This window comes from Elizabethkingia occulta (assembly GCF_002023715.1).
GTDB lineage: Bacteria > Bacteroidota > Bacteroidia > Flavobacteriales > Weeksellaceae > Elizabethkingia > Elizabethkingia occulta.
Genome location: NZ_MAHX01000016.1, coordinates 484,570 through 509,444, shown reverse-complemented (window position 1 = coordinate 509,444; position 24,875 = coordinate 484,570). Strand labels below are relative to the sequence as shown.

At 36.6% G+C, this 24,875-nt stretch carries 21 protein-coding genes; 11 read left to right on the top strand and 10 right to left on the bottom strand.

What is annotated here, in order from left to right:
• Nucleotides 1-2 precede the first annotated feature (2 nt).
• The 4 genes from BAZ10_RS12895 (at nucleotide 3) to BAZ10_RS12880 (ending at nucleotide 7,870) form a co-directional block, all read left to right on the top strand.
• Nucleotides 3-974: an FAD:protein FMN transferase gene (locus BAZ10_RS12895; RefSeq protein WP_185116402.1), complete on the top strand. Its 972-nt coding sequence runs from the start codon at nucleotides 3-5 to the stop codon at nucleotides 972-974.
• A gap of 149 nt (nucleotides 975-1,123) precedes the next feature.
• The gene (locus BAZ10_RS12890; protein WP_245803811.1) at nucleotides 1,124-4,252 is read left to right on the top strand and encodes a glycoside hydrolase family 2 TIM barrel-domain containing protein; all 3,129 of its coding nucleotides are present in this window, start codon (nucleotides 1,124-1,126) and stop codon (nucleotides 4,250-4,252) included.
• A 129-nt stretch (nucleotides 4,253-4,381) separates the two neighbouring features.
• A complete protein-coding gene (locus tag BAZ10_RS12885) occupies nucleotides 4,382-5,353 on the top strand; it encodes a hypothetical protein (RefSeq protein WP_078772390.1) in 972 nt (323 codons plus the stop codon).
• 9 nt (nucleotides 5,354-5,362) lie between these two features.
• Nucleotides 5,363-7,870, top strand: a complete 2,508-nt coding sequence (locus BAZ10_RS12880; RefSeq protein WP_078772389.1) for a hypothetical protein — start codon at nucleotides 5,363-5,365, stop codon at nucleotides 7,868-7,870.
• Nucleotides 7,871-8,018: 148 nt separating this feature from the next.
• Here BAZ10_RS12880 and BAZ10_RS12875 read toward each other — a convergent pair whose 3' ends face one another.
• Complete coding sequence (locus BAZ10_RS12875) at nucleotides 8,019-8,663, bottom strand: YiiX/YebB-like N1pC/P60 family cysteine hydrolase (protein WP_245803810.1); 645 nt, start codon at nucleotides 8,661-8,663, stop codon at nucleotides 8,019-8,021.
• 89 nt (nucleotides 8,664-8,752) lie between these two features.
• On the bottom strand, nucleotides 8,753-11,731 hold the full coding sequence (locus BAZ10_RS12870; protein WP_078772388.1) for a glycoside hydrolase domain-containing protein: 2,979 nt from the start codon (nucleotides 11,729-11,731) through the stop codon (nucleotides 8,753-8,755).
• Nucleotides 11,732-11,899: 168 nt separating this feature from the next.
• On the opposite strand from BAZ10_RS12870, the gene BAZ10_RS12865 reads away from it, so the two are divergent.
• Nucleotides 11,900-12,598 carry a hypothetical protein gene (locus BAZ10_RS12865; protein WP_078772387.1) on the top strand — a complete coding sequence of 233 codons (699 nt, stop codon included), beginning with the start codon at nucleotides 11,900-11,902 and terminating at the stop codon, nucleotides 12,596-12,598.
• Nucleotides 12,599-12,680: 82 nt separating this feature from the next.
• Here the strand turns inward: BAZ10_RS12865 and BAZ10_RS12860 are convergent, their stop codons facing one another.
• The 7 genes from BAZ10_RS12860 to BAZ10_RS12830 all read right to left on the bottom strand — a co-directional run bounded on the left by BAZ10_RS12860 (nucleotide 12,681) and on the right by BAZ10_RS12830 (nucleotide 18,982).
• Nucleotides 12,681-13,493, bottom strand: coding sequence for a sterol desaturase family protein (locus BAZ10_RS12860; RefSeq protein WP_078772386.1), 813 nt, complete (start codon nucleotides 13,491-13,493; stop codon nucleotides 12,681-12,683).
• An 86-nt stretch (nucleotides 13,494-13,579) separates the two neighbouring features.
• The gene (locus BAZ10_RS12855; protein WP_078772385.1) at nucleotides 13,580-14,398 is read right to left on the bottom strand and encodes a GLPGLI family protein; all 819 of its coding nucleotides are present in this window, start codon (nucleotides 14,396-14,398) and stop codon (nucleotides 13,580-13,582) included.
• 114 nt (nucleotides 14,399-14,512) lie between these two features.
• A complete protein-coding gene (gene rpsJ / locus BAZ10_RS12850; protein ID WP_009087374.1) occupies nucleotides 14,513-14,818 on the bottom strand; it encodes a 30S ribosomal protein S10 in 306 nt (101 codons plus the stop codon).
• Nucleotides 14,819-14,836: 18 nt separating this feature from the next.
• A complete protein-coding gene (gene fusA / locus BAZ10_RS12845) occupies nucleotides 14,837-16,954 on the bottom strand; it encodes an elongation factor G (RefSeq protein ID WP_078772384.1) in 2,118 nt (705 codons plus the stop codon).
• A gap of 8 nt (nucleotides 16,955-16,962) precedes the next feature.
• Complete coding sequence (gene rpsG / locus BAZ10_RS12840) at nucleotides 16,963-17,439, bottom strand: 30S ribosomal protein S7 (RefSeq protein ID WP_009087378.1); 477 nt, start codon at nucleotides 17,437-17,439, stop codon at nucleotides 16,963-16,965.
• A gap of 22 nt (nucleotides 17,440-17,461) precedes the next feature.
• Nucleotides 17,462-17,869 carry a 30S ribosomal protein S12 gene (gene rpsL, locus BAZ10_RS12835; protein ID WP_009087380.1) on the bottom strand — a complete coding sequence of 136 codons (408 nt, stop codon included), beginning with the start codon at nucleotides 17,867-17,869 and terminating at the stop codon, nucleotides 17,462-17,464.
• Nucleotides 17,870-18,019: 150 nt separating this feature from the next.
• Complete coding sequence (locus BAZ10_RS12830) at nucleotides 18,020-18,982, bottom strand: sulfatase-like hydrolase/transferase (RefSeq protein WP_078772383.1); 963 nt, start codon at nucleotides 18,980-18,982, stop codon at nucleotides 18,020-18,022.
• Nucleotides 18,983-19,225: 243 nt separating this feature from the next.
• On the opposite strand from BAZ10_RS12830, the gene BAZ10_RS12825 reads away from it, so the two are divergent.
• From BAZ10_RS12825 to BAZ10_RS12800, 6 genes are all read left to right on the top strand, one after another.
• A complete protein-coding gene (locus BAZ10_RS12825; RefSeq protein ID WP_078772382.1) occupies nucleotides 19,226-19,702 on the top strand; it encodes a Dps family protein in 477 nt (158 codons plus the stop codon).
• A gap of 116 nt (nucleotides 19,703-19,818) precedes the next feature.
• Nucleotides 19,819-21,006 carry a nicotinate phosphoribosyltransferase gene (gene pncB / locus BAZ10_RS12820; RefSeq protein WP_078772381.1) on the top strand — a complete coding sequence of 396 codons (1,188 nt, stop codon included), beginning with the start codon at nucleotides 19,819-19,821 and terminating at the stop codon, nucleotides 21,004-21,006.
• 112 nt (nucleotides 21,007-21,118) lie between these two features.
• Complete coding sequence (locus tag BAZ10_RS12815) at nucleotides 21,119-21,607, top strand: TspO/MBR family protein (protein ID WP_078772380.1); 489 nt, start codon at nucleotides 21,119-21,121, stop codon at nucleotides 21,605-21,607.
• Nucleotides 21,608-21,727: 120 nt separating this feature from the next.
• A complete protein-coding gene (gene rmuC / locus BAZ10_RS12810) occupies nucleotides 21,728-23,224 on the top strand; it encodes a DNA recombination protein RmuC (RefSeq protein WP_078772379.1) in 1,497 nt (498 codons plus the stop codon).
• Nucleotides 23,225-23,650: a hypothetical protein gene (locus tag BAZ10_RS12805; protein ID WP_078772378.1), complete on the top strand. Its 426-nt coding sequence runs from the start codon at nucleotides 23,225-23,227 to the stop codon at nucleotides 23,648-23,650.
• A gap of 73 nt (nucleotides 23,651-23,723) precedes the next feature.
• Nucleotides 23,724-24,488, top strand: a complete 765-nt coding sequence (locus BAZ10_RS12800) for a TrmH family RNA methyltransferase (RefSeq protein ID WP_078772377.1) — start codon at nucleotides 23,724-23,726, stop codon at nucleotides 24,486-24,488.
• Nucleotides 24,489-24,605: 117 nt separating this feature from the next.
• Here BAZ10_RS12800 and BAZ10_RS12795 read toward each other — a convergent pair whose 3' ends face one another.
• Nucleotides 24,606-24,872, bottom strand: a complete 267-nt coding sequence (locus BAZ10_RS12795) for a hypothetical protein (RefSeq protein ID WP_034871620.1) — start codon at nucleotides 24,870-24,872, stop codon at nucleotides 24,606-24,608.
• Nucleotides 24,873-24,875 lie beyond the last annotated feature (3 nt).

Below are 24,875 nucleotides of genomic sequence, written 5' to 3'. Positions count from 1 at the left end.
ACATGAACAAAACCGATCTCTTTATCAGAATTACATTACTGCTTTGTACTATCAGTATCTCTGCACAAGTACAGAGGAGCAGACTTATTACGCTTATGGGCAGTCGGTTTCAGATAACTCTGGTAGATAAAGATTCTATTTCTGCAGAACGGAATATTGATAAAGCTGTAGCTGAAATTACCAGAATCGAAAATCTTATTTCTGAATGGAGACCCGAAACACAAATTTCTCAGGTAAACCAGAATGCGGGAATAAAACCGATAAAAGTAGATAAGGAAGTATTTGACCTGACGAAAAAGGGCATATACTTTTCTAAACTTACAGACGGAGCCTTCGATATCAGTATTGTGGCCATGGACAAAATCTGGAAGTTTGATGATTCTATGGATGAACTTCCAAGTGAACAGGCTATTAAAGAATCGGTAAGACATGTTGGCTATCAGAATATAATACTTGATAGTACCAACTCTACTATTTTTTTGAAAAACCCCGGAATGAAAATAGGTTTCGGTTCTATTGGTAAAGGATATGCTGCAGATAAAACCCGGGATCTGATGAAAAGTATGGGTGTAAAAGCAGGAATTATCGATGCTTCCGGAGATATCTCTACATGGGGAACCCAACCCGATGGAAAACCATGGGCAATAGGAATCAACAATCCATTCAATGATCATAAAATGGCAGCTGTTCTCTATTTCAAAGAAAATGCTGTAACAACCTCCGGCAGCTATGAGAAGTATGCAGAAATTCATGGGAAACGCTATTCTCATATTATGAATCCTAAAACCGGATATCCATCTACCGGCCTTACAAGCGTAACGATTACAGGACCTAATGCAACTATGGCCAACGGCTTCAGTACTTCTATTATGGTACTAGGCGAAAAAGAAGGCTTAAAACTCTTAAAGCAGTTTCCGGAATATCATTATCTGCTAATTACTGACAAAGGAAAGATTATTAAGAATATCAAATAAAACAAAACGAGCCGGAAAATATTCCGGCTCGTTTTTGTTAATCTCTTAAGTATTCATATAGTTTATAAATAAGAATCATTATAATTCATTATCTTAGAGGTCGTTATCTGCTTACAAACAGATATACACAAGCATAAACTAGTACCAAGATGATCAAACACAAAACATTTTATTGCTGTGTAGCAATGCTATTTGGTGCATTGCTGTATAGTCAGGAAGCATCCGAATCTTACATGTCGGATCCTACAGTCAATGCAGTGAATAGGGAACCTATGCACGCCAGCTATTTTGCTTATTCCTCAGCAAATGAAGCCAGAGAAAACAATCCCTGGAAAGTATCCAACTATCAGTCTCTTAATGGTGCCTGGAAATTTAACTGGGCAGATGCTCCTTCAAAAAAACCAAAAGGTTTCTGGAAAATAGATTATAATGACAGCCAGTGGCAAAGTCTGAATATCCCGGCAGTATGGGAACTTAATGGGTACGGAACTCCTATTTATGTCAATCAGCGATACGAGTTCGACTACCTCATGAAGCCTAACCCACCACATGTTCCTCAGAACTATAATCCCGTAGGATCTTACCGCAGGGAGATTGTGGTAGATAAGAATTGGGAAGGTAAAGATATTTATGTTCAGTTTGGAGCCGTACGTTCCTGTATGTATCTATGGGTAAACGGACAATGGGTTGGCTACAGTGAAGACAGTAAGCTTCCTGCGGAATTCAATATTACCAAATACATCAAACCTGGGCAGAAAAACGTCATTGCTTTTCAGTTATACCGTTGGAGCGATGGTACGTATATGGAATGTCAGGATATGTGGAGACTATCCGGTGTTACCCGCGATACCTGGCTTTATGCGCGCGAACCTGTCCACATCAGAGATTTACAAATTACCGGAGATTTGGACAAAAGCTATAAAAATGGCATCTTAAGTGTCGATCTACATCTTTCTAATCATAAAAATATACCATTAAAGGGCTATTCCGCCAGTATAGAATTAAAAGACCAGCAAGGCAAAACTGTCGGGACAACAAAAATTCCGGTGGATAATCCCAATACACTTAAAAATATAAAAATACCTGTTAACCGTCCGGAATTATGGTCAGCCGAGATTCCGAACCTGTATACAGTATTGGTTTCGCTGCAAGATGCTTCCGGAAAAGTGCTGGAAGTTATCCCTCAGAAAACAGGATTCCGTAAAGTAGAAATCAAAAACGGAGTTTTACTCATCAACGGAAAGGCTCCTTTAATAAAAGGAGTCAACCGACATGAAATGGATCCTGAAACAGGCTATGTTGTTTCGAAAGAACGAATGGAGCAGGACATCCGGATTATGAAGGAAAACAACATCAATACAGTACGTACCAGCCATTATCCCAACGATCCTTATTGGTACGAGCTGTGTGACCGCTACGGAATGTATGTCATAGATGAAGCCAATCTGGAAACTCATGGTATGGGCTATGGGGAAGAAACGCTGGCCAAGAAGCCAGAATGGTATAACCAACACCTGGAAAGAAATCAGCGTATGGTAGAGCGGGATAAGAACCATCCTTCTGTAATCATTTGGTCCCTGGGTAACGAAGCCGGTATGGGTGAAAACTTTGAAAAAGCTTATCAGTGGGTTAAAAACAGAGATGCTTCGCGCCCTGTACAATATGAACGTGCCAATATGGGCGCTACAGATATCTATTGCCCTATGTATGTATCCCCTGAAGATATGGTACGCCATGTAAAGGAAACTAAATCTCCAAAACCTTTTATACAAACAGAGTACGCACATGCTATGGGGAATTCTCTTGGTGGTTTCAAAGACTATTGGGATACCATTCGTGCTAATTACCCTAAAATGCAGGGTGGCAATATCTGGGATTTTGTAGATCAGGCTTTTCTGGAGATCACTCCTAAGGGTGATTCCATTTATACCTATGGCGGAGACTATGGATTCAATATGCCTAGTGACAATAACTTCAACAGTAACGGGCTTATTGCTGCTGACCGCAGTCTGCATCCACACATGCTGGAAGTAAAGAAACTATATCAGAGTATTCACACTACAAATACTGATGCAGCTAAAGGAAAGGTAAAAATATTTAACGAGTTCCTTTTCAGAGATCTTAGCGATGTCTATATGCAATGGGAAGTAATTGCGGATGGTAAACCTATACAAACAGGTCGTATTAATAACCTAAAAGTAGCTCCTCTACAAAGTACTAACCTGGCTATCCCATATACTACTCCTTCGGACAATAAAGAATATTTCCTGAATGTATATTATAAAACCAAGAAGAAAGAGGGACTTGTTGATGCCGACTGGGAGATTGCCAAAGATCAGATTCTCATCAAATCATCTCAGCCAGACAATAAAATGACTTCGGGTTCCCAAAATGGAGCTCTGCAACTAAAGAACAATCCTGATAATATTACCTTATCCGGAAATGGTATTTCAATTCAATTTGATCGTAAAGATGGATTGATACACCATTATATAATTAATGGTACGGACTTCATGGAGAAAGGCTTTACTCTGAAACCGAATTTCTGGCGACCACCTACAGATAATGACTTTGGAGCAGGACTTCAGCAAAAGTTGCAAAATTGGAAACGTGCCAGCTACGAATATGAACTGACCTCTTTGTTCACCGAGAATGAAGGAAATACCACAAAAGTGAAGGCAACCTACAATCTGCCTTATGTAAATGCTGTTCTGAATATTGTATATAACATCTCCGGCTCCGGACAGATCGACGTAACTCAGACAATGAAACATCAGGAACTAACAGCCAAAATACCTATGCTTCCTAAATTCGGCATGCAGTTAGTACTCCCGAAATCTTATGATCAAATTAACTGGTATGGTCGTGGTCCGGGTGAAAACTATCAGGACAGAAAAGAAAGTACATTTGTCGGATTATATAAAAGTACAGTGAAAGATCAGATACATCCCTATGTTCGTCCGCAGGAAAGTGGTAACAAAACTGATGTACGCTGGTTCACTCTGACTTCTTCAAACGGTACGGGTCTTAGATTCAGTAGTCAATCGACACTTAACTTTACGGCAAGAGCTTTCCTGGATTCCGATCTGGATGATGGCAGTGCAAAAAAACAATCGCACTCCGGATCATTAAAACTAAAACCATATACAGTGCTGAGTATAGATTTACAACAAATGGGCTTAGGATGTATAGATAGCTGGGGAGCTTTACCGATGGAAGCTTACCGATTAAATTATCAGGATTACACCTATCAGTTTAGTATAACTCCTGTAAAATAATAAACTATAAAATTAATGCATAGCAATAAAGGCGATCTCTCTAGGGATCGCCTTTTTTCACGTTTCTGTTGTTTATTATAAATTGAATTATTTGCCCTAAAAATTTACAATAATTCAATACATTTGAATATGAAAAAAAGTTTACTTCTCCTGTTGTTAATATCCTTATTTACATGGTCTTGCAAAAAGGAAGAAAAAACACATCCTTATACTTTCTACTACTGGAGAACAAATTTTGAGCTTAATCAAACAGAAAAGCAGGCTTTGGAAAAATCCAGTACTCCGATATTGTATACCCGTTATTTCGATATAGATAAAGTAAACGGACGCTTTGAGCCGATAGGAATCCTAAGCTCTAAGCAGAATATTCAGCAGAAAATAGTTCCTGTTGTTTTTATTATGAACAGAGTGTGGGAAAATATAACACCTGAAGAACTGGACTTTCTTGCAGCAAAGACTAACGAATTCATCCAAAGAGTCAGCAAAGAGAATGCTTTTAATACCATTAACGAAATTCAGATCGACAGTGACTGGACCGCCGGAACAAAAGTCGATTATTTTGCTTTTCTGAAAAAACTAAAACAGGTATCCGGTAAAGATATTTCATGTACCATACGCCTTCATCAGGTAAAGGACAAAAAGAATACTGGTATTCCACCCGTAAGCAAAGGCTACCTGATGTGTTACTCAACCTCTTCACCTTTGGCAGATACTCCTGAGAATTCTATCTTAGATGTGACAACGCTGAAGAATTATCTTTCCGGTATAGGCGAATATCCCCTGAAACTTGATATTGCATTACCTATTTATTCATGGGGAATTGTAACCAACCATTTGGGGAAACATAAACTCATAAATGCAGTATCAGAAGAAAATCTGAAGACCGATTCCAAGTTTAGGAAAGTAGCAGAACATCTCTATCAGGTTGAAGAAGATCACTTTTATGAAGGTTTCTACCTTAGTAAAGGATTTCAAATAAAGGTAGAAGAGATCTCCCAAAAGGATCTGGATCAGGTAAAAGACTTTCTGAATAAAAAATTAAATAACTACAACATTATTTATTATCATTTAGATTCACGATTTTTACACTATCAATACTAAAAACCAATTATGAAAAAGATATTAACTTCCGTTTCACTGTGTTTTCTGATGTACAATCAGGCTTCTGCATGTGCCGATTCAGACACAGATAGTATTTACTTCAATCTGTTTGGGCAAGAAATTATTCAGCGTCCCGAATACTTTCCGTTTTTGTTATCTTATGACTATGCATATTATGAACCGGAAAGCAAACTGAAAGCAGAAGACGAAAATATAAAAGACTGGGAGAAGTACTTCAACAATCAGCTATCTTATGAAGAAACCAATGCGTTGGTAAAGATTGTTGGATTGAGGCATCTGCAAAGCTGGAAGAAAGGAGATCTTACACACCAGCTTTCAAAAAAACTGGGAAAAGACTTCTATACAAAATACAAGGACGGACTGGATTACCTGACAAAAGCTAAGGAATTGGAACCTTATATGTTTGTAAAATATGTTCCGAGTAAAGACTCTTTTTATTCCATGCACTCAGAAGGTCAACGTAATGCATCTGATCTGAACTATACTGCTACAGTAAAATCCTTACTGGACGGTTATAATACAGCTAAAGGAGCAGATATAAAACTAAGATATGCCTATCAGCTTGTAAGATTTAATCACTATAATTTAAAATTTGATGAAGCGGTTAAGGCTTTCAATACCTACGCTGCACCTTTGAAGTTGAAAAATGCAATCTATTGGGATGCACTAGATCAAAAAGCGGGTGCACTAAGAGGATTAAAGAAAAAGGATGAAGCTAACTGGGATTTCTTTCAGGTATTTATTCATAGAAAAACCAATAAAGAATCTGTTTATTCTTCATTGAAGCTTACAGAAGCCCGTGATTTCAAAAGTCTTTTGGCAAGAGCTAAGACACCTGAAGAAAAGAACATGACATATTTTCTGTTGGCTTATAATGAGTACAACAATCCTGTACCTATTATGGATAAAATGATTGCCAACAATGCTGATTCGGAAATCCTGAAAGTTCTTGCAGTAAGGGGCATCAACCAACTGGAACGGAATTACCTGCCAACGAATATTTATTGTTATGATCTTAACTGCCAGTATAAAACCAATAAACTTCCGTTTTACAACTCTACCTACTCTTATCAGGACAAAGGAGGCGAGAACTTTATAGCAGCATTAGACAAAACTTTGCAAAATGCCAAAGCAAAAAGCCACGACAAGGCGTTCTGGGATATCTCAATTGCTTATTTGAAATTTTTACAAAGCGATTACACATCGAGCGTTGCTATTCTGAATAAAATATCTACTTCAAACCCCGAATATCAGCAGCAGATTACAAAAATGAAAATGCTGAATGATATCCTTTCTCAAAAGAAGATAACTCCGGAATTTGAAAACAGTCTGCTTACAAAATACAGTGAGGTTTTTAAAGATAATCAAAGTACTGATGAAAGATATGCCTGGAGGCATATGCAGACCAGAGATTTCATCATAGATATACTAGCCAACCGTTACTTCATGGAACATCAGGATGCTAAATCTTTTCTGCTGAATAACAGACTTTCGGATCTACAGTATAATCCTAATTCGGATCTGGTAGCAAAAGTTCAGGCATTCTATAAAAAGCCAAATAAAACGGCACTTGAAAAATATATTGCCAAAAGCCTCGACAATGTTGGTGATGTAGATTCTTTCTTTAATATTATCTATGGAGACCGTGCTATGCGGACAGGTGATTTCCAAAAAGCCCTCTCTTTCTACCAAAAGTCAAAAAACTTCAAAGGTATTCCAAGAACTGAAGCCATATATGATGATAAGGGAAATTACCATCAGAGACTGGTTGTTTACAAATCCGGAGAGTATGACGGGTTTAGCAATATTCCGTCACTGGTATTCGGAAGAAATAAATGGGTAAGCTATGAAAGTGCTCCAAATGAAACCATGATTGCAGAAGACACTTCAGCTTTCCCTTTCCTTACCAAAAACATGAATAAAATGCAGCTTACCGAGGTTCTTATTCAACTGAAAAAAATTGGTGTAGGGAATAGTGACAAAGCTAAAATGGCCAATCGCCTGATCGGTAATCTTATGTATAATACTTCCATCTTAGGATATTACCGCCATATTTTTGTAATGGATGTTGATAATGCCAACAGCCAGAAGTTTCATTTTGACAACTCCAAAGGTCAACCTTTCCACTTCTATTATAAGAACTTCCTGGACGCTCACTATGTAGAGCCCGATAATTTCGATATTGCTATCGGCTATTTCCAGAAAGCTTTACAGCAGTCTCCAAATAAAGAGGACAAAGCCAAGATTCTCTTCCAAATGGCACAGGCTGAGCAAGGGAAATACTATCAGTGGGAAGCAGCACAAAATTCAAACACCTCTTACAGTGATAAGGATTATGATGCTAAAATGAAGAAGTTTGATAATATGTTGCTGACAACAAAGAATCAGAAGTTCCGAACCTATTTTGCTGAACTGAAAAAGAATTACAATAATACTTCTACAGTAAAAGCTTTAGAAACTAATTGTCTGTATTTTGATTATTACATGAGTAAGTAATCAAAATACCACTATCAATAAACATGGTGCTAAGAATCTTAGCGCCATGTTTATTGATACTCCTCATGACGAAAACTTTACAAAAAATCTTATAGGTTTCAGAAACCTATAAGATTTATGTTATTATAGAATCTCACTAACGGAGACGTTATTTTTGCTCTCTTATTTTCCCAAGGAATTTTATTTTAGGCGAAGCAGCCATCCCATTGGGATTACATCCTGGCTTACCTTCAGGTACTTCCAGATTTTGTTTTTTATAAAAAGCTTCCCATGCAACATCGGTTTTACCGGTTTTAGGATTGACAAAGGTCATTGGCTCTAACTGAAAAATAGAATCTCTGGCAAAACTTCTGTGAACAAAGTCGGAACAGTATAACTGATCATCGGAAAGGATATAACTATAATTATATGGTCTTCCCAGCCAGTTTTTAGCAACGCTAATAGCATTGGGAATACTTTTACGATAAGCTGTTCTCAGGCGGTATACATCTACATGGTTGTTATCATTCTGTTCGTCCCGAAGGAAGTGGTCCAAAGGAACTCTTTCGGAACCGTTCCGGGTACCGGCATGCAAAACCCAATAGTTTTTACCTTCTTTTTCTAACAACCCGATATGGGAATAATGTGTTGATTTATCTGTCTGAGTCACACGGTCTATAGCACCTGACAGTGTACTGCCATTGGCCGAAACCAGTAAAAGATCTCCGTTCTCTAACTGCATACCATATTTTGTTGCACAGGACCCTAAAGCAATAAGTATGATCCCTAATAATATTATCTTTAAGCTTCTCATTTGCAATGGCAAATATAGCTATTCCGTAAAAAATAAAAACCTTACAGATTTTGTTTCTGTAAGGTTCCTAATTTACTTGGTCACATTATTTATTCAATAACTAATAACCATCCTTTGTTTTGAGCAACCGGAATAGCATCATTTATACTAAACGTCTTAGCTTCCTGGAAGCCTTCAATAGCCTGTGCTTTTATTACCGCTTTCTTAGGATTAATTCCTAGTTTCTTCCAATCTATATTTAGTTTTATAGAAGTATCACCAGAAGCCCAGCTTGCCAGTGCCACCATAGCTTTGTTTTTTTTCTTGTAAACTGTTGCCAGAACTTCTTTATTATCGGTTTTTACCGGATTATTATCTACCCAGTAGCCAATCATTTTAGATCCTTTAATTCCGAAATTGTCCCAGGCCTTCCACAGATGGGTTGGATTACTTTTATCCGACCATCCTAACCTGTTGGTCATCCCGAAGATCATTCCTCTCCATTGGTTTCCGTCATTCTGTAACATCTCTCCCATTAAACCGAAAGGAATACCACTAACTTCTGTAAGGAAGAAATCTGGCTTATTTTTCTCATAATCGAAATACTCCCCAAACCATAATCTGTTCAGGTATGGGAAATGCTCCATATAAAGATTAGCACTGTTGTTGAAGCCGTCTTTATCATTAAACTGATTGGCAGAATGCAGATCTATAATACCCGGATGTCCGTTTTTAGTCATCACTTTTTTCACACGCTTCATTGTAACCCTGTCAAAAGCTACGTCATCCAGGTAGATTCCGTCAATACCAATATTATCAACCAGCCAGTTCATACCTTCTACGTAGTAATTATGCCAACGGTTCATACCACTATTTATAATAGCTGCATCTTTAAACTCCGGAACATACCATGCGGCAATATAATCGTTGTGAAGATGTTCCTGCAGCCATGAATAGCCTCCACCCTTTCCGGCAGAAAAAACTTCGTGTCCCAGACTTCTTACAGGATACAGCTCGTACATTCTGTTGGAAACCTCACGGATGGTATTGTAGATTTTCACCTTCAGCCCGCTCTGGTGAGCCTTGCTGATATAATCTTTCATTTCTTTTGTAGCAATGAAAGGGTAATTGATATATGGATTGATATCAGTACCATGGTGAATATTGATTACGTTGGCACCACTCTCTTTGGCTTTTTCTATCGGAACATATTTATGGTAAAATCTGTTTCCCCATTGCCATTCTGTATTTATAGTATGGAAAGGCGTGATGAGTAAATGGAAGTTATAATACAACTCCTCACCTTTTTTCAGGTTTCGGCTTCCACTGTAGTTATTAACAATTACTCCGGATTTGTCTTCTGTAATATTAATTCCGCCCTTATTATTATTTCCCCATGAACTCGGAAGTATCAGAGGCTTTTGCAAATAGAAGTTAGTATTCAGCGGGCGCGAGTATTTTTCATCCCGAAGGCTGAACTGTAGTCCGGCATTTACATTCCCCAACCAGGCACCATCCTGATTCTTTTTAGCTACATCCCATTTCCATGAGAAATTTTCAGGACGACTGCCTCCTTTCTCGCCTAATCCCATTAGGTACCTGGATGCATAGGATGAAAACGGAATCTGCATAGCGATATCCTTTAGCTCTACATCGTTCAGTGCCGTTACTTTTACTTTATATTCCATAAAGCCATCAAACTCCAAAGATCCTTCTATTTCCATTTTCAGGTTCTGTCCCTGGCTTTGCGAATGCCAGCTGTACAATCCTTCTTCTTTTTTGTCCAGCTTAAATTCTGCCTGACCAAATTTCTCAGGAGTTCCGTTAGCATTTACTATATTAAATTTAACTGGCGAAGCCAATACCTCATTGGTTTTTGCAGAGATTTCTGTCATCTCCTGAGTAAAGAATGTCTGTATTTTTGATGGAAGTCCATCCGGAGAAAGAATTACCTTTCTTCCTAGCAGAGAAATTTCACGATTGGCTGTATTATATACTAATGGTGTATAAGGTTTGATTACCGTATTCTCTTGTGCCATGGTAGAGTTAAGCCACGGAAGACGCGTCATCTTCCAGGGTTCATCATAACCTTTGTGCTGCGCAACGGTACCGGAGATACTAATTTCTACCGGAATATTTTGTGCTGGTGCATTCTCCGGCTGAATAGTTACAACGGCTTTGTAAGTCCCGGCAGGGACATCAGCAGGAATATCGAATCCACACCAAATGGACTGAATATTACCTGGTGCTACATTTACGGCAAATTTCAAAGGTTTTCCTTCATAGCTGGTACCATCTGTATTGATGGAAGTAAAAAGCGAGGAACTTATTTTACCTGCAGGAGAAACGAGATCTGTTGCAATAACTTTTACATTTTTAAGTTCAGTAGCCTTTGCCAATACACCCAACTGAAAAGCATAGAATTCTCCTTTATCAGTCTTTCCGACGAATTTGCTGTTATCCCTCTTAGCATCTACCCATATCTGTGGAATCTCGTTCATCTTTACCGGATTCTCTCTGAATTCCGGAAACACCAGATAGGTGTCGTTTGCATGCTTTTTCAGATACTGATCTATCTCGGCTTTTGAAGCCAGAACCTCCATAGGATTGTTCTCATTAAATCTGTCTACAGCATCTATCCGCATAAACTTTGCTACCTCACTTCCTTTTACATCCGAAGTACCGGAAACTGTTTTTTTAAGATAAACAGCCTGTGGGTAATTTTCACTGGCCTTCAACTCATAAGGAAGATAGTAAATATAGTATGTCCCTTTTCCGGAAACAGGATCGAAAAGAACTTCTCCCTGTTCTCTATTGATATTGAGATATGCACTTACTTCGTATTGTTTCTGTGAAGTACTGTCTACTACTAAAATCCTTTGTCCGTCCTTTACTTCAGGATTTCTCCACGGAATTACAGCTTTTGCAACTTTAGATTTTCCTTCAAATTTTACAACTGCTCTTTTGTTACCCAATTTATCGGGGTTCCAAAGCTCTTTCTGTAGGGGATAAATATGCTGAGCATGTATTGCAATACCCAGAAATGAAAGTACGGACAGGCCTAATTTTTTAGAGTATGCTGTTTTCATAGTTTATGGTTATTTGTTTTATTCTATCAAAAGTACTACTCTTCAACTAATTAACAGTCATAAGTTTTGATATTTAATCCCTGAAAACAGTGATTTTGGCAGTTTATCTGCTTCAAAGCATATTAGATATTCAGGCTTTTCGCTACTTTCGCCACATAAAAAACAAATATGAAAAAGACATTCGCCTTATTATTTTCATTTATTTCTTTGTTAACTTTCTCGCAGATGCAAACATATAAACTGGAGAATGCCGTTTCATATAGGATAAAAGACGATTTTTATTCCAATTTTCTAAATATTTTTTCCACACCCGATTATTCAGCTAATCTCTTTGTCGTAGCAACTCCCATGGGAAATACTGCTTCTCTGAATGTAGGTAATCGTTTTTATGCAGTATATTCAGATGATGGGAAAGTTTTTAAAATTGCTGTTGAAGATACCATTGACAGGAATAAGTATAAGAATAATGATGATCCGGATCTTGATTTAACAGATTTTAAAAATACTCTTCTGGTAAAAAGAACAAATAAGAAGGAAACTATAAAATCTAAACAATGTGATGTATATTCTATAACCAATAAGGATGGCAAAAACAACAATGAAACAGTTTGTATTGATACAACATCCAGATTGAATACTGTTCCATTTATAATTCCGGCAATAAAAGATTCAGTAAAGGGCTTAGTCTACCGTATTGGTAATAAAATTGAGCTCAATTTTTCCGGTACAATTGAGGATATGGAAAAAGATTCTGAAGATGGAAGTGATGGCGAAGTGGCTAAGACAAAGCAAAAAGATCTCGTTATACAGTTTGATGAAAAAGCTGAAGTAGAAAACTATAAGAAGGAATACAACAACAAAAATTAAAGGATTATAACTTTCAAGTTACAATCCTTTATCAGAGAATAATATAATAAAAACAGAATCTGTAAATCAATGTAAAATTGATTTAAAAATACTTTTTCTTTAGTTTTCTAAAAGGTAATACAAAAAGCGTTTTGAATTCGCTTGTTTCTACTTTCTTTGGATAATAATCCACGCCAAATACAATTTCGTGTGCTTTAGCTTTCCGGTATGTTCCTAAGATACGATCCCATACAGTCAGGACATCTCCATAGTTGCAATCTGTTAATGGAAGCTTGTGATGATGATGAACATGATGAAAATTGGGTGTATTGAAAAGCAAACTTACAATACGGTCTGTTTTTTCCGGAAGGCGGAAATTGAGATGACTGAAAAGACTAAAAAACAACTGAATAATCTGGCGAAGGATAAGTACCCAGAACAAACTTCCGGAAAGAAATACCCAAAGTAATGTCAGAAGCATTCTTAAAAGATTATCCCCGGGATGCTCTCTTAATGTTGTCGATATGTCCATGACTTTATCACTATGGTGTACCGCATGAAAACTCCACAATGGCCTTACTTTATGCGCAACAACATGGTAGATATATTCACCAAGATCTAAAAGCAGAAAACTAACCACAAACAATAATACAGGATGTCCTTCTAAAGGCAAGAGGTAAACAATACCAAAATGATGCAGTTGTGTCCATGCAATTGTCTTTACAAATAAAACACTAAGGATAAGTTCCGCAGGCAGACTGGTAAAAATAAATGGCATGTTGGTAAAGGCATGTTTCCATTTCTTATAATCAAGTCCCGAAGAGATAAAATTTTCAAGATTCCATCCAACAAAAAACAACATGAAGAAAATAGCGATCTGAATCTTTTCTCCGTCTCTTAATAATAATTCTTCCATAGGCTTGCAAAGGTATTTTCCCTTGCTTAAAACCAAATTAAAATACCCTGAAAAAAATATTAAAAAGTGGAGTTATTTATCTCACCCTAATTATATTTAATTGCCTTGTCCAGTTCTATAGGATTATACTCTCTTCTGATCTTCTCCTGCATTTTTACAGAAAGCTCTTTAAACTGTTCTTTTTTTGTAATCTTTATTCCCATCACGGCAGATTGGGACTTTCCCTCTACAAAGCTTTCTCTGGCCCACTGTAGAGGATCGTTATATGTTTCTAAAAGTTTTTGCTGATATTTTTCTAATGTAATTGGTACTAGTTTCTTACCATAGGCAGTTTCGAAGAAATTAGCTGTATTGTATGCAGCCTTCTCATTGGTGCTTTTTATGAGATTGAAAATAAAATTATGTCCAGTATCTTCCACTTCAAAAATAAGCCCGGGCAAACCACGAAATTTATATGGCCCCTCATCTATATTTACTTCCTTACAAAACCAGGCAATCCAGTTACGACCTCCAAATTTTGTAGTTGCTTTCTGCAATTGATATCCATCCTTCATTTTCGTATCATTTGCAAGTATCCAGTCTATTTTATCTGTACTCGCGAGTGTGAAAGTATTGAAGTCTAGTTGCACTCTGCTTATATTGTTAAAACTATTTCTGCTGCGTTCTAACATTGGAGCATCTGTATAACCTTCTACCTTTTCACCTTTCATATTAATGGAATCCATTCTCACATATTCCTCATCATAAAACTTCACAGTATTCGGTAATACTTCCAGAATCATTTTTACTTCGTCATAATGGTTACTCAAAGAATCCGTTTTGTATTTGTACTGGTAAATAAACTTGTGCACCTGCGCCTGCATAAATGAAACGCAGAAGCTTAGAATAAGAAGAATATATTTCATATATATTATTTCTCTAAAGTTAGAAAAATATTCTATTCGTACAAGAATACATAAAAAAACACCACATTCTTTCGAATGTGGTGTTTCTATTATCACGGCAAAGTATGCACGTTATCACACTTTAATTTCTACGTCTACACCGCTAGGAAGTTCTAACTTCATTAGAGCATCCACAGTTTTAGAAGAAGAAGAGTAGATATCCATCAATCTCTTGTGAGCAGAAAGTTGGAACTGTTCTCTTGATTTCTTGTTTACGTGTGGAGATCTCAACACAGTGAAGATTCTCTTATTTGTTGGTAAAGGGATTGGCCCGTTTACGATAGCCCCTGTAGCCTTTACTGTTTTTACGATTTTCTCAGCAGATTTGTCAACTAAGTTGTAATCGTAAGATTTTAGCTTTATTCTGATTCGTTGTGACATTTTTAATCTAATTTAAAATTAACCTCTAGCTTTTGCGATTACATCCTCAGCAACATTGCTTGGAGCTGGTTCGTATTTCTCAAATTCCATAGAAGACGTAGCTCTACCAGAAGATAATGTTCTTAATGAAGTTACATAACCGAACATTTCTGATAATGGAACAAATGCTTTGATAACTTTAGCGTTATTTCTGTCATCCATACCGTTTACTGTACCTCTTCTTCTGTTAAGGTCACCTACGATGTCCCCCATGTACTCCTCAGGAGTTACAACTTCAAGTTTCATAATAGGTTCCATGATTACAGGCTTAGCAGCTCTACCAGCTTCTTTGAAACCTAGCTTAGCAGCTAATTCAAAAGATAACTGATCGGAGTCAACCGGGTGGAAAGATCCATCCTTAAGAGTTACTTTGATACCTTCAATTTCGAATCCAGCTAAAGGACCATTTTTCATAGCCTCTTTGAAACCTTTTTCTACAGAAGGAACAAATTCTCTTGGAATGTTACCACCTTTAATTTCGTTGATAAATTCAAGACCTAACTTACCATCTTCTGCAGGACCGATTTCAAATACGATATCTGCAAATTTACCACGACCACCAGTTTGTTTTTTGTAAACTTCTCTGTGGTTAGCAGTAGCAGTAAGAGATTCTTTGTACTCAACCTGAGGCTGACCTTGGTTAACTTCAACTTTGAATTCTCTTCTTAAACGGTCTACAATGATATCTAAGTGAAGCTCACCCATACCAGAGATAATTGTTTGGCCAGAAGCCTCATCAGTTTTAACCTGGAAAGTTGGATCTTCTTCAGCAAGCTTAGCTAATGCGTTACCAAGTTTATCCTGGTCTGCTTTAGTTTTAGGCTCAACAGCGATACCGATTACCGGATCTGGGAAGATCATAGATTCAAGAACGATAGGGCTCTTTTCATCAGATAGGGTATCACCAGTTTTAATATCCTTGAAACCTACAGCTGCACCGATATCTCCTGCCTCGATATACTCAACAGGATTCTGCTTGTTAGCGTGCATCTGATAGATTCTTGAAATTCTTTCTTTGTTACCAGATCTTGTGTTAAGAACATAAGAACCTGCATCTAGTCTACCAGAGTAAGCTCTGAAGAATGCTAAACGACCTACGAATGGGTCAGTAGCAATTTTAAATGCTAAAGCTGCGAATGGTTCTTTAACGTCTGGTTTTCTTGTAATTTCTTCTTCAGTTCTTGGGTCTGTACCTTTGATATCGTCTTTATCCATTGGAGAAGGAAGATATTTACATACAGCATCCAGCATGAACTGAACACCTTTATTTTTGAAAGATGATCCACAAGTCATTGGAATGATAGAAAGATCAATTGTAGCTTTTCTTAAAGCTTCGTTGATTTCGTCCTCAGAGATTGAATCTGGATCTTCGAAGAATTTCTCCATCAAAGTTTCATCGTAGTCAGCAACTGCTTCTACTAATTTCTCTCTGTATTCAAGAACTTCAGCTTTCATATCCTCAGGAATTGGAACTACTTCGAAAGTAGCACCTTGTCCAGCCTCATCCCATACGATTGCTCTGTTCTTAATAAGGTCTACAACACCTTTGAAGTCTTCTTCAGCACCGATAGGTAATACAATTGGAACTGCGTTAGATCCTAACATTTCTTTAACCTGGTTCACCACGTTAAGGAAGTCAGCACCTTGTCTGTCCATTTTGTTTACGAATCCCATTCTCGCAACTTTGTAGTTGTCAGCAAGTCTCCAGTTGGTTTCTGACTGAGGCTCTACTCCGTCTACTGCAGAGAATAAGAATACTAACCCGTCTAATACTCTTAAAGAACGGTTTACCTCTACAGTGAAGTCAACGTGTCCCGGAGTATCGATGATGTTGAAGTGGTATCCTTTAGTTTCTGGTAAAGATTTACCTTGGTCTGTAGGGAAGTTCCAGCTACAAGTTGTAGCAGCAGAAGTAATGGTAATACCTCTTTCAGCTTCCTGCTCCATCCAGTCCATGGTAGAAGCACCTTCGTGAACTTCACCAATCTTGTGAGTTTTTCCTGTATAGAAAAGGATACGCTCAGTTGTAGTAGTTTTACCAGCATCGATGTGTGCAGCGATACCAATATTTCTTGTGTATTTAAGATCTCTACTCATCTTACAGATTAAAATTTAAAGTGTGAGAATGCCTTGTTAGCCTCAGCCATTTTGTGCGTATCTGTCTTTTTCTTAACAGCAGCACCTTCTTCTTTAGCAGCAGCGATAATCTCTGCAGCTAATTTCTGAGCCATAGACTTATCATTTCTGGCAGTAGCATATTTAATTAACCACTTCATTGCCATAGAAATTTTTCTATCTGCACGGATAGGCATTGGGATTTGGAAGTTTGCACCACCAACTCTTCTAGATCTTACCTCTACGTGTGGCATAACGTTAGTTAACGCATCTTTCCATACTTCAAGGGAAGTTTTTTCCTGATCTTCTTTCTTCTTTTCAACGATTTCTAATGCATCATAGAAAATTCTGAAAGCGATAGACTTCTTACCGTCTAACATCAGGTTATTTACAAATCTTGTTACCAATTGATCATTAAACTTTGGATCTGGTAGCAAAGGTCTTTTTTTAGCTTTTGTCTTTCTCATTGTACTGTTCCTAATTTAATGATTACTTTTTCTTACCTGTAGCTGCAGGCGCTTGTCCTGGTTTAGGTCTCTTAGCTCCGTACTTAGATCTTCTCTGAAGTCTTCCGTTAACTCCAGCTGTATCTAATGCACCACGTACAATGTGATATCTAACTCCCGGTAGGTCTTTCACCCTTCCGCCTCTTACCAATACTATCGAGTGCTCTTGAAGATTATGTCCTTCTCCCGGGATATAGGCGTTAACCTCTTTACCATTAGAAAGTCTAACTCTCGCAACTTTTCTCAAAGCTGAGTTAGGTTTCTTAGGCGTGGTTGTATATACTCTCGTACATACGCCTCTTCTTTGTGGACATGATTCCAAAGCAGCCGATTTACTCTTCTTAGTAAGCGTGGCTCTTCCTTTTCTAACTAATTGTTGAATAGTAGGCATGTAATTGCTTTATTATTTTTTATTTGAGGATGCAAAAATATAAATTATTTTTTGATTTACAAACAATTATGTTTTTATTTCGTGCAGAAAAGTCAGTATTAAATTTTGTAAACCACATCATTACAATTCTAATACTCATTATTTCTTCACTTATTTAAAAATATCTTTTATTACTTTTCCTTTTGAATATTGTAGTGGAAACTGCAAAAGCTCTGCAATCGTATTTGCAATATCTATTTGTTCGTAGTTACCCGTACTAATGGTAGCATTCTTTTTAAAATCCGGACCCATTGCAAAAAATTCAATATGTCTGCAACCTGCACAATCATCTCCATGATTCTGAAATCCGCCTTTACTATCAATATGCCTTCCGTGATCGTTACTTACAATTAATGTAGTCTTGTCTTTATACGAAGGCAAAGATTGTATATAGTCCCATATTTCTTTAATTGAAGCATCAGTTGTCTTTATAGCTTTAATATATTCTTTCCAATTATTATTGTGCCCGTAGGAGTCTACATCTTTCAGATTAATGACAATAATATTAGGACTATACTTTTTCATTACCTCTTTTGTATTCGCTACAGTTATAGCATCATCACGATAGTCGGATCCATTACCACTGATACCACAATCTGCACTGGGCTGAAACTTGTCTTTCCATCCATCAAGCTTACAATTATTCAGAACTTCAAGTTTGTCTTTAGACGCAATAACCCAGGCTTTAGTCTTATCCACTCCGGTATACTTCAACCACTGCTGCATTACCGATGGAAAGCCTGGCAGCTCTTTTCCGTTATTTTGTATGGATTCATAGACTCCACTACACATTGCACTATGTCCCGGATTAGTATTGGTTGTACCATTATTTTTAAAGTCACTGATAAAAACGCCTTGCTGTAAAAGATTTATCCTGTTCGGAATATTCTCTTTATTGGCAGCCTCCCAGGTCTCGGAGATACGAGGACCATCCACTACAAGCAGGACAACATTTTTAGTCTGATACTTTTCTGCCACCTTTTGAGTAGATTCAAACGAATCATTGTTATTATCACTACATGAAAATGATAACAACAATGAAATAAGAGGAAATAGTAATGTGAATTTCTTCATTATAAAATATTTTGTGATTGGTGTTTTTATATGACTGCAAAAATAACATTCCTCCCCTATTAAGACGATGAACACAATATTACAGAATCGTTAAAAGTATTTAATACACTTTTTCACAATTATCCATAGCAACTCTCAATGTTTATCTTTGAATTAGATTCAATCTATTGATAATAGATAATTTGATAGTTTTAATTTATTAAATTTGTATATCAAAATATTAACATTAATAAAATAATACAAATGAAAAATTCTAATTTAATAGGACTAAAAGCTGAAGATTGCAAGAACATTGCTGAAAAATTAAACATTTTATTGTCAAACTATTCAATCTTTTACCAGAACACACGTGGAGCACACTGGAATATAAAAGGCGATTTATTCTTCACACTTCACCCAAAATTCGAGGAACTTTACAACAGTCTTATACTAAAGATTGATGAAATTGCTGAAAGAATCCTTACACTAGGAGCACAACCACAGCATAATTATTCATTCTACATTAAAAATTCATCTATTAAAGAAAGTAACGAAGTAAGTGATGGCCGTAAATGTGTTGAGGACATTCTTGCTTCCTTCAAAAAAATTATCGAGCTTCAGAGAGAATTACTGGATATTACAGATGAAGCAGGTGACGAAGGTACAAACTCTTTAATGAGCGATTATATTACAGAACAGGAAAAAGAAGTATGGATGTACAGCTCTTTCCTTGGAAAATAAACCCATTCTATATCCTATAATATATAGAACAAAGCAGCCTCTTAATTTTAAAGAGGCTGCTTTTTATTTCTGCAATCTTTCATCTATCTTCCTTATATTAGCATAAATAAACGAAGATGTTAGAAGATCATAACGTAAGATTGGTTTCCCTATTAGATAATGATTTTTACAAATTCACCATGCAATGCGCTGTTGTAAAGCTATTTCCAAGTGAGGTTGTAAAGTATGATTTTATAAATCGTGGCAAACACGAATATCCGGAAGGCTTTGCAGACGAGCTGAAAAAAGCTGTCAATGCAATGTCCCAGCTTAAGCTAACCAAAGAAGAAAAACAATTTCTAAAAAAAACATGTCCATACCTGGACTTACCTTATATAGATTTTTTGGAAGGCTATCGTTATGATCCGTCCGAGGTACACATTAAACAAGAAGGAAGCAATCTAGAAGTACAGGTTTCAGGATTATGGTATCGGACAATCTTGTGGGAGGTTCCATTATTATGCCTGATCAGTGAGCTTTATTACTCGATGAAAGGTCTTCAAAGGGAAGATGACGAAACAATCATCCAGAAGACTATAGAGAAAGAGAAAAAGTTTAAAACGCTTCAGGTTCCTTTTGCAGAATTCGGAACAAGAAGAAGGCACTCTTACAGAGTACACCGATTAGTTATGCAGGCACTTACATCTATGGAAGACTCTACCTTTACAGGATCTTCCAATGTACACATGGCTATGTTATACAACGTAAAACCCATTGGCACACATGCTCATGAATGGTTTATGTTCCATGCAGCAGAATATGGTTTCAAGATGGCCAACTCTCTTTCCCTGGAACATTGGGTAGACGTCTACCGTGGTGATCTGGGAGTTGCTCTTTCTGATACTTACACTACAGATGTATTTTTTCAGCAATTTGATAAAAAATTTGCAAAACTATTCGACGGTGTAAGACACGACAGTGGAGATCCTATTGAATTTGCCAACAAAACCATAGAACATTATAAAAAACATGGCATCAATCCATTGTTTAAATACATTATTTTCTCTGATGCCCTGAACCCTGAGAAAGTTGAAGAAATCACCAAAGCCTGCCGTGGCAGAATCGGAATTTCTTTTGGTATCGGAACCAATCTGACTAATGACGTTGGTCTTGCTCCGAGCAATATTGTAATGAAACTGATCAGTGTAAAAGGAATCAATAATGAATGGATCCCAACAGTAAAGCTTTCCGATGAGAAGGGTAAATATACCGGAGACCCAAAGATGATAGAACTGGCAAAAGAATTTCTTCAGATAAAAGATTAATAGTGTCCACATTTTCATTTGCCTCAAAAATTATAAAAAATAGTTAAAGAAAATCCTCAGTGATTTTCTTTTTTATTTTTGAGTAAATTTGCACAACCAAAGAAAAGAGCATATGAAAAGACAAATTGACTGGAAGGCTTTAGCTGCATGTATATCCTTTCATGTATTTGTATTTTTCATTATACACGCTTTAACGCCTGCCAATTCATTTAATGTATGGTACAATCATTTGGACAAACCGCTCTTTACTCCACCATCCAGCTTTTTATTCCGCACTATATTTTTAGTATATTTCTTTTCCGGTATTGCATTTTATTTCGTTTGGAAAGCTAAAGAGAACCGGTTTAAATACCGTCAGAAAGCACTCATCTATTATTATATTATTTTCGTACTCATATCCTTATGGTTCATTATTTTCTTTAACTTCAAACTATTAGATCTTGCAGCTATTGTAAATGTCATCACATGGGTACTCACTATAATCTTATTCTTCCTCTTCAAGCGAGTTTCTAAAATAGCAAGCTATCTCCTTATTCCCACTTTATTATGGGATACTTTCAATATGGTTTTAGCCTGGGGCTTCTGGCAACTAAATCATTAAATATTTTTCTTTTCTTTCTCATTAATTATCAGCTGATAAACTAATATTTTACGGTTTTCAGTAAAGTATACCTTTATAATTAGTTTTATATTGCCACACAATATTTTGTAATTTTGAAAGATGGAAATAACCTTTTTACTTATCGGATTTATTGTTGGCGGAATTATTGGTGCTGTAATTTTGTATTTTATTTCAAAATCATCTTCCATTTCCAGAAATTCATACAATGAATTGAACAATTCATACATTAAAAGCATATCAGATCTGGAAAACATTAATCTGAAAAATCAGGAACTATTACAGATTATTAATAAAGAAAAGGAACTCAGCCAGCAGCAGTCAGACTTATTAAGTGATCTGAAAAACGAGTTTGCAAAAATATCAGCTGAATATTCAGCTCTTAACGCTCAATCTCAGGAACAGAAGCAAATAAATACAAAACAAGTATCCCAGATTGAAAACCTCATATCTGATAAACAGGCACTATTTGCCAAAAATTCTGAATTATCTGCTATTAACGAAAGTTTACAGAAATCTCTTGAAACCCAAAAAGAAGAAGTAGCCAAAATTCAGGAAGAAGCAAAGCTTCAATTTGAAAACCTTGCCAATAAAATTCTGGAAGAAAAGACCGAAAAATTCACTACTCTTAATCAGAATAATCTTAAGACCATCCTTGAACCCTTTCAGGAAAAGATTACTGAATTAAAGAACAGAGTCAACGAAGCCTATGAAAAGGAAAATAAGGAACGCTTTTCACTGGCAGAAAAAGTGAGAGAACTTGCAGAACTAAATCAGCAAATCTCTGAAGACGCTAAAAAACTGACAAGAGCCTTGAAAGGAGAAAGCAAAACTCAGGGAAATTGGGGAGAAATGATTCTGGAGAGTATTCTGGAAAAATCCGGATTGGTAAAAGGAAGAGAATATTACCTTGAGCACGAACTTCGTGATGAGAACAATAAAGCCATCTATTCTGAGTTTTCCGGAAAAAAAATGCGCCCGGACGCTGTTGTAAAATATCCTGATGAAAGAAATGTGATTATAGATTCGAAAGTTTCTTTAACAGCTTTCACTGAGCTTGTAGATGAAACCGATCCTGAAATCTATACGATAAAACTTAATCAGCATTTATCTTCTATTAAAAACCACATCCAGCAGCTTAGTCAGAAAGCTTATGATGATTATGGAAAATCTCTGGATTTCGTAATGATGTTCATTCCTAGTGAACCAGCCTATATTGCCGCAATGCAGGCTGATCAGAATCTATGGAACTATGCCTATGAAAGAAGAATTCTATTACTGAATCCAAGCAATCTTATTACTTCTCTTAAGCTGATTGCCGACCTATGGAAAAGAGAGTACCAGAACAGAAATACAATGGAAATCGCTGACAGAGGCGCCAAATTGTATGATAAATTTGTAGGTTTTGTAGAAAACCTAGAGAAAGTGGGAAAAGGTCTTGACCATGCTAAAAATGCATATAGCGATGCTTACAAACAGCTTTCCACAGGAAACGACAATCTTGTAATACAAACTCAAAAGCTAAGAGCATTGGGAATTAAAAGCAAGAAAGAGCTTCCACAAAGTCTTATTGAAAACAGTGAAAGTATTGAAGAATAAATGAAACCACAGAGCCTGACACTGATTATAAGTATTGCACTATTTGTCGCATCATTAACGCAGATTGCCGTTAATATAGGTAACGACTATATGCTTTCTATAGCATGTCTGTTGTTAGGCTGGGCCGAAGTTTTTGAAGGAGGAATTGCCTGGCTGGCAAATCCTCTTTTATTTATTTCATGGTTTTTACTTCTAATAAAACAGCCCAAAATATCTTTACCCCTAAGTCTAATCACCTTCTTTTTAAGCCTTTCTTATCTTTCCGCCAGCACTATTACAGTTAACGAAGGCGGTGGTAAAGCCGCAATCACCTCTTTTGGCTTAGGATATTACCTATGGCTGGCAAGCAGCATCTTCTTGTTTATTGGGAGCCTATGGACAATAATATCCAATAGAAGAGCTGCATCAGAGAAATCACCTGTATAAAATGAATCATTATCATGCTCTATGAAATAGCAGGGAAATCTTTCTAATGATAAATTTTGCCTAGTTTTGCAAAATGCAAATAGAAAGTATACAGAACGATAAAATAAAAAAATTAACCAGACTGATGTCCAAAAACAATGAGCGCCGCAAAAGTGGTATTTTCATTGTAGAAGGTGTTCAGGAAAACGAAAGAGCTATTCAGTTTGGCTATACTCCTACAGAATTCTTTATCTGTAATGATATATTCCACGGAACACTCCCTTCCGCTGTAATTAATAATGTTTCTGCAAAGGTTTATGAAACAATTGCATACAGAGGAACTTCAGAAGGTATTATTGGAGTTTATCAGGAAAAACAAAAATCATTAGAACACTTTACCCCAAAACCTAATTCCGGAATTATCCTTCTGGAAAGTGTAGAAAAGCCTGGTAATCTTGGTGCTGTACTTAGAAGCTGTGAAGCTTTTGGAATTGACGCCATCATCATTACTGATCCTAAAACCGATTTTTACAATCCGAATGTAATACGCTCCAGCGTTGGCTGCCTGTTCGGAATGAACTTCTTCCAGACAGATAACAAATCAGCCATAGATTTCTTTAAACAGCATAATTATCAGATCATCACAACATTTATGGATGATAATACCAAACAGATTCAGAATGCTGATTTCAATAAGAAGACTGTTGCCTGCTTTGGTACAGAACATTCCGGATTAAGCGATTTCTGGAAAGACAAAGGCAGCAATTACCTGATCCCAATGACGGGTAGTATAGATTCTCTTAACCTAAGTAATGCTGTAGCAATTACATGTTATGAGATCCTGAGACAAAAGATATAAAACCAACTATAAACAAAAAATCCCCTAAACTTATTTAGGGGATTTTTTATGACATTATAATCATAATTCATAAAAAAAGCCGCTCGAGAGCGGCTTAATAATTATCTTTGTAAGAAATTATTTTTTAACTTCTTCTTTCTTAACTTCAGTAGTCTTAGTTTCTTCTACTTTTTTAGTAGCGTCAGCTTTAGTAGAATCTGCAGTTGGAGCAACAGCTTTAGTAGAATCTACAGTTGTAGTAACAGTAGAGTCAACTTTAGTAGAATCTACTTTAGTAGAATCAGCTGAACCTTCAGTAGCAGTAGCTTCAGTTTTTTTACAAGATACTAAAGAGATAGCAACGATAGCAGCAGCAGCAGCGATGTTTAAGAATGACTTTTTCATAAT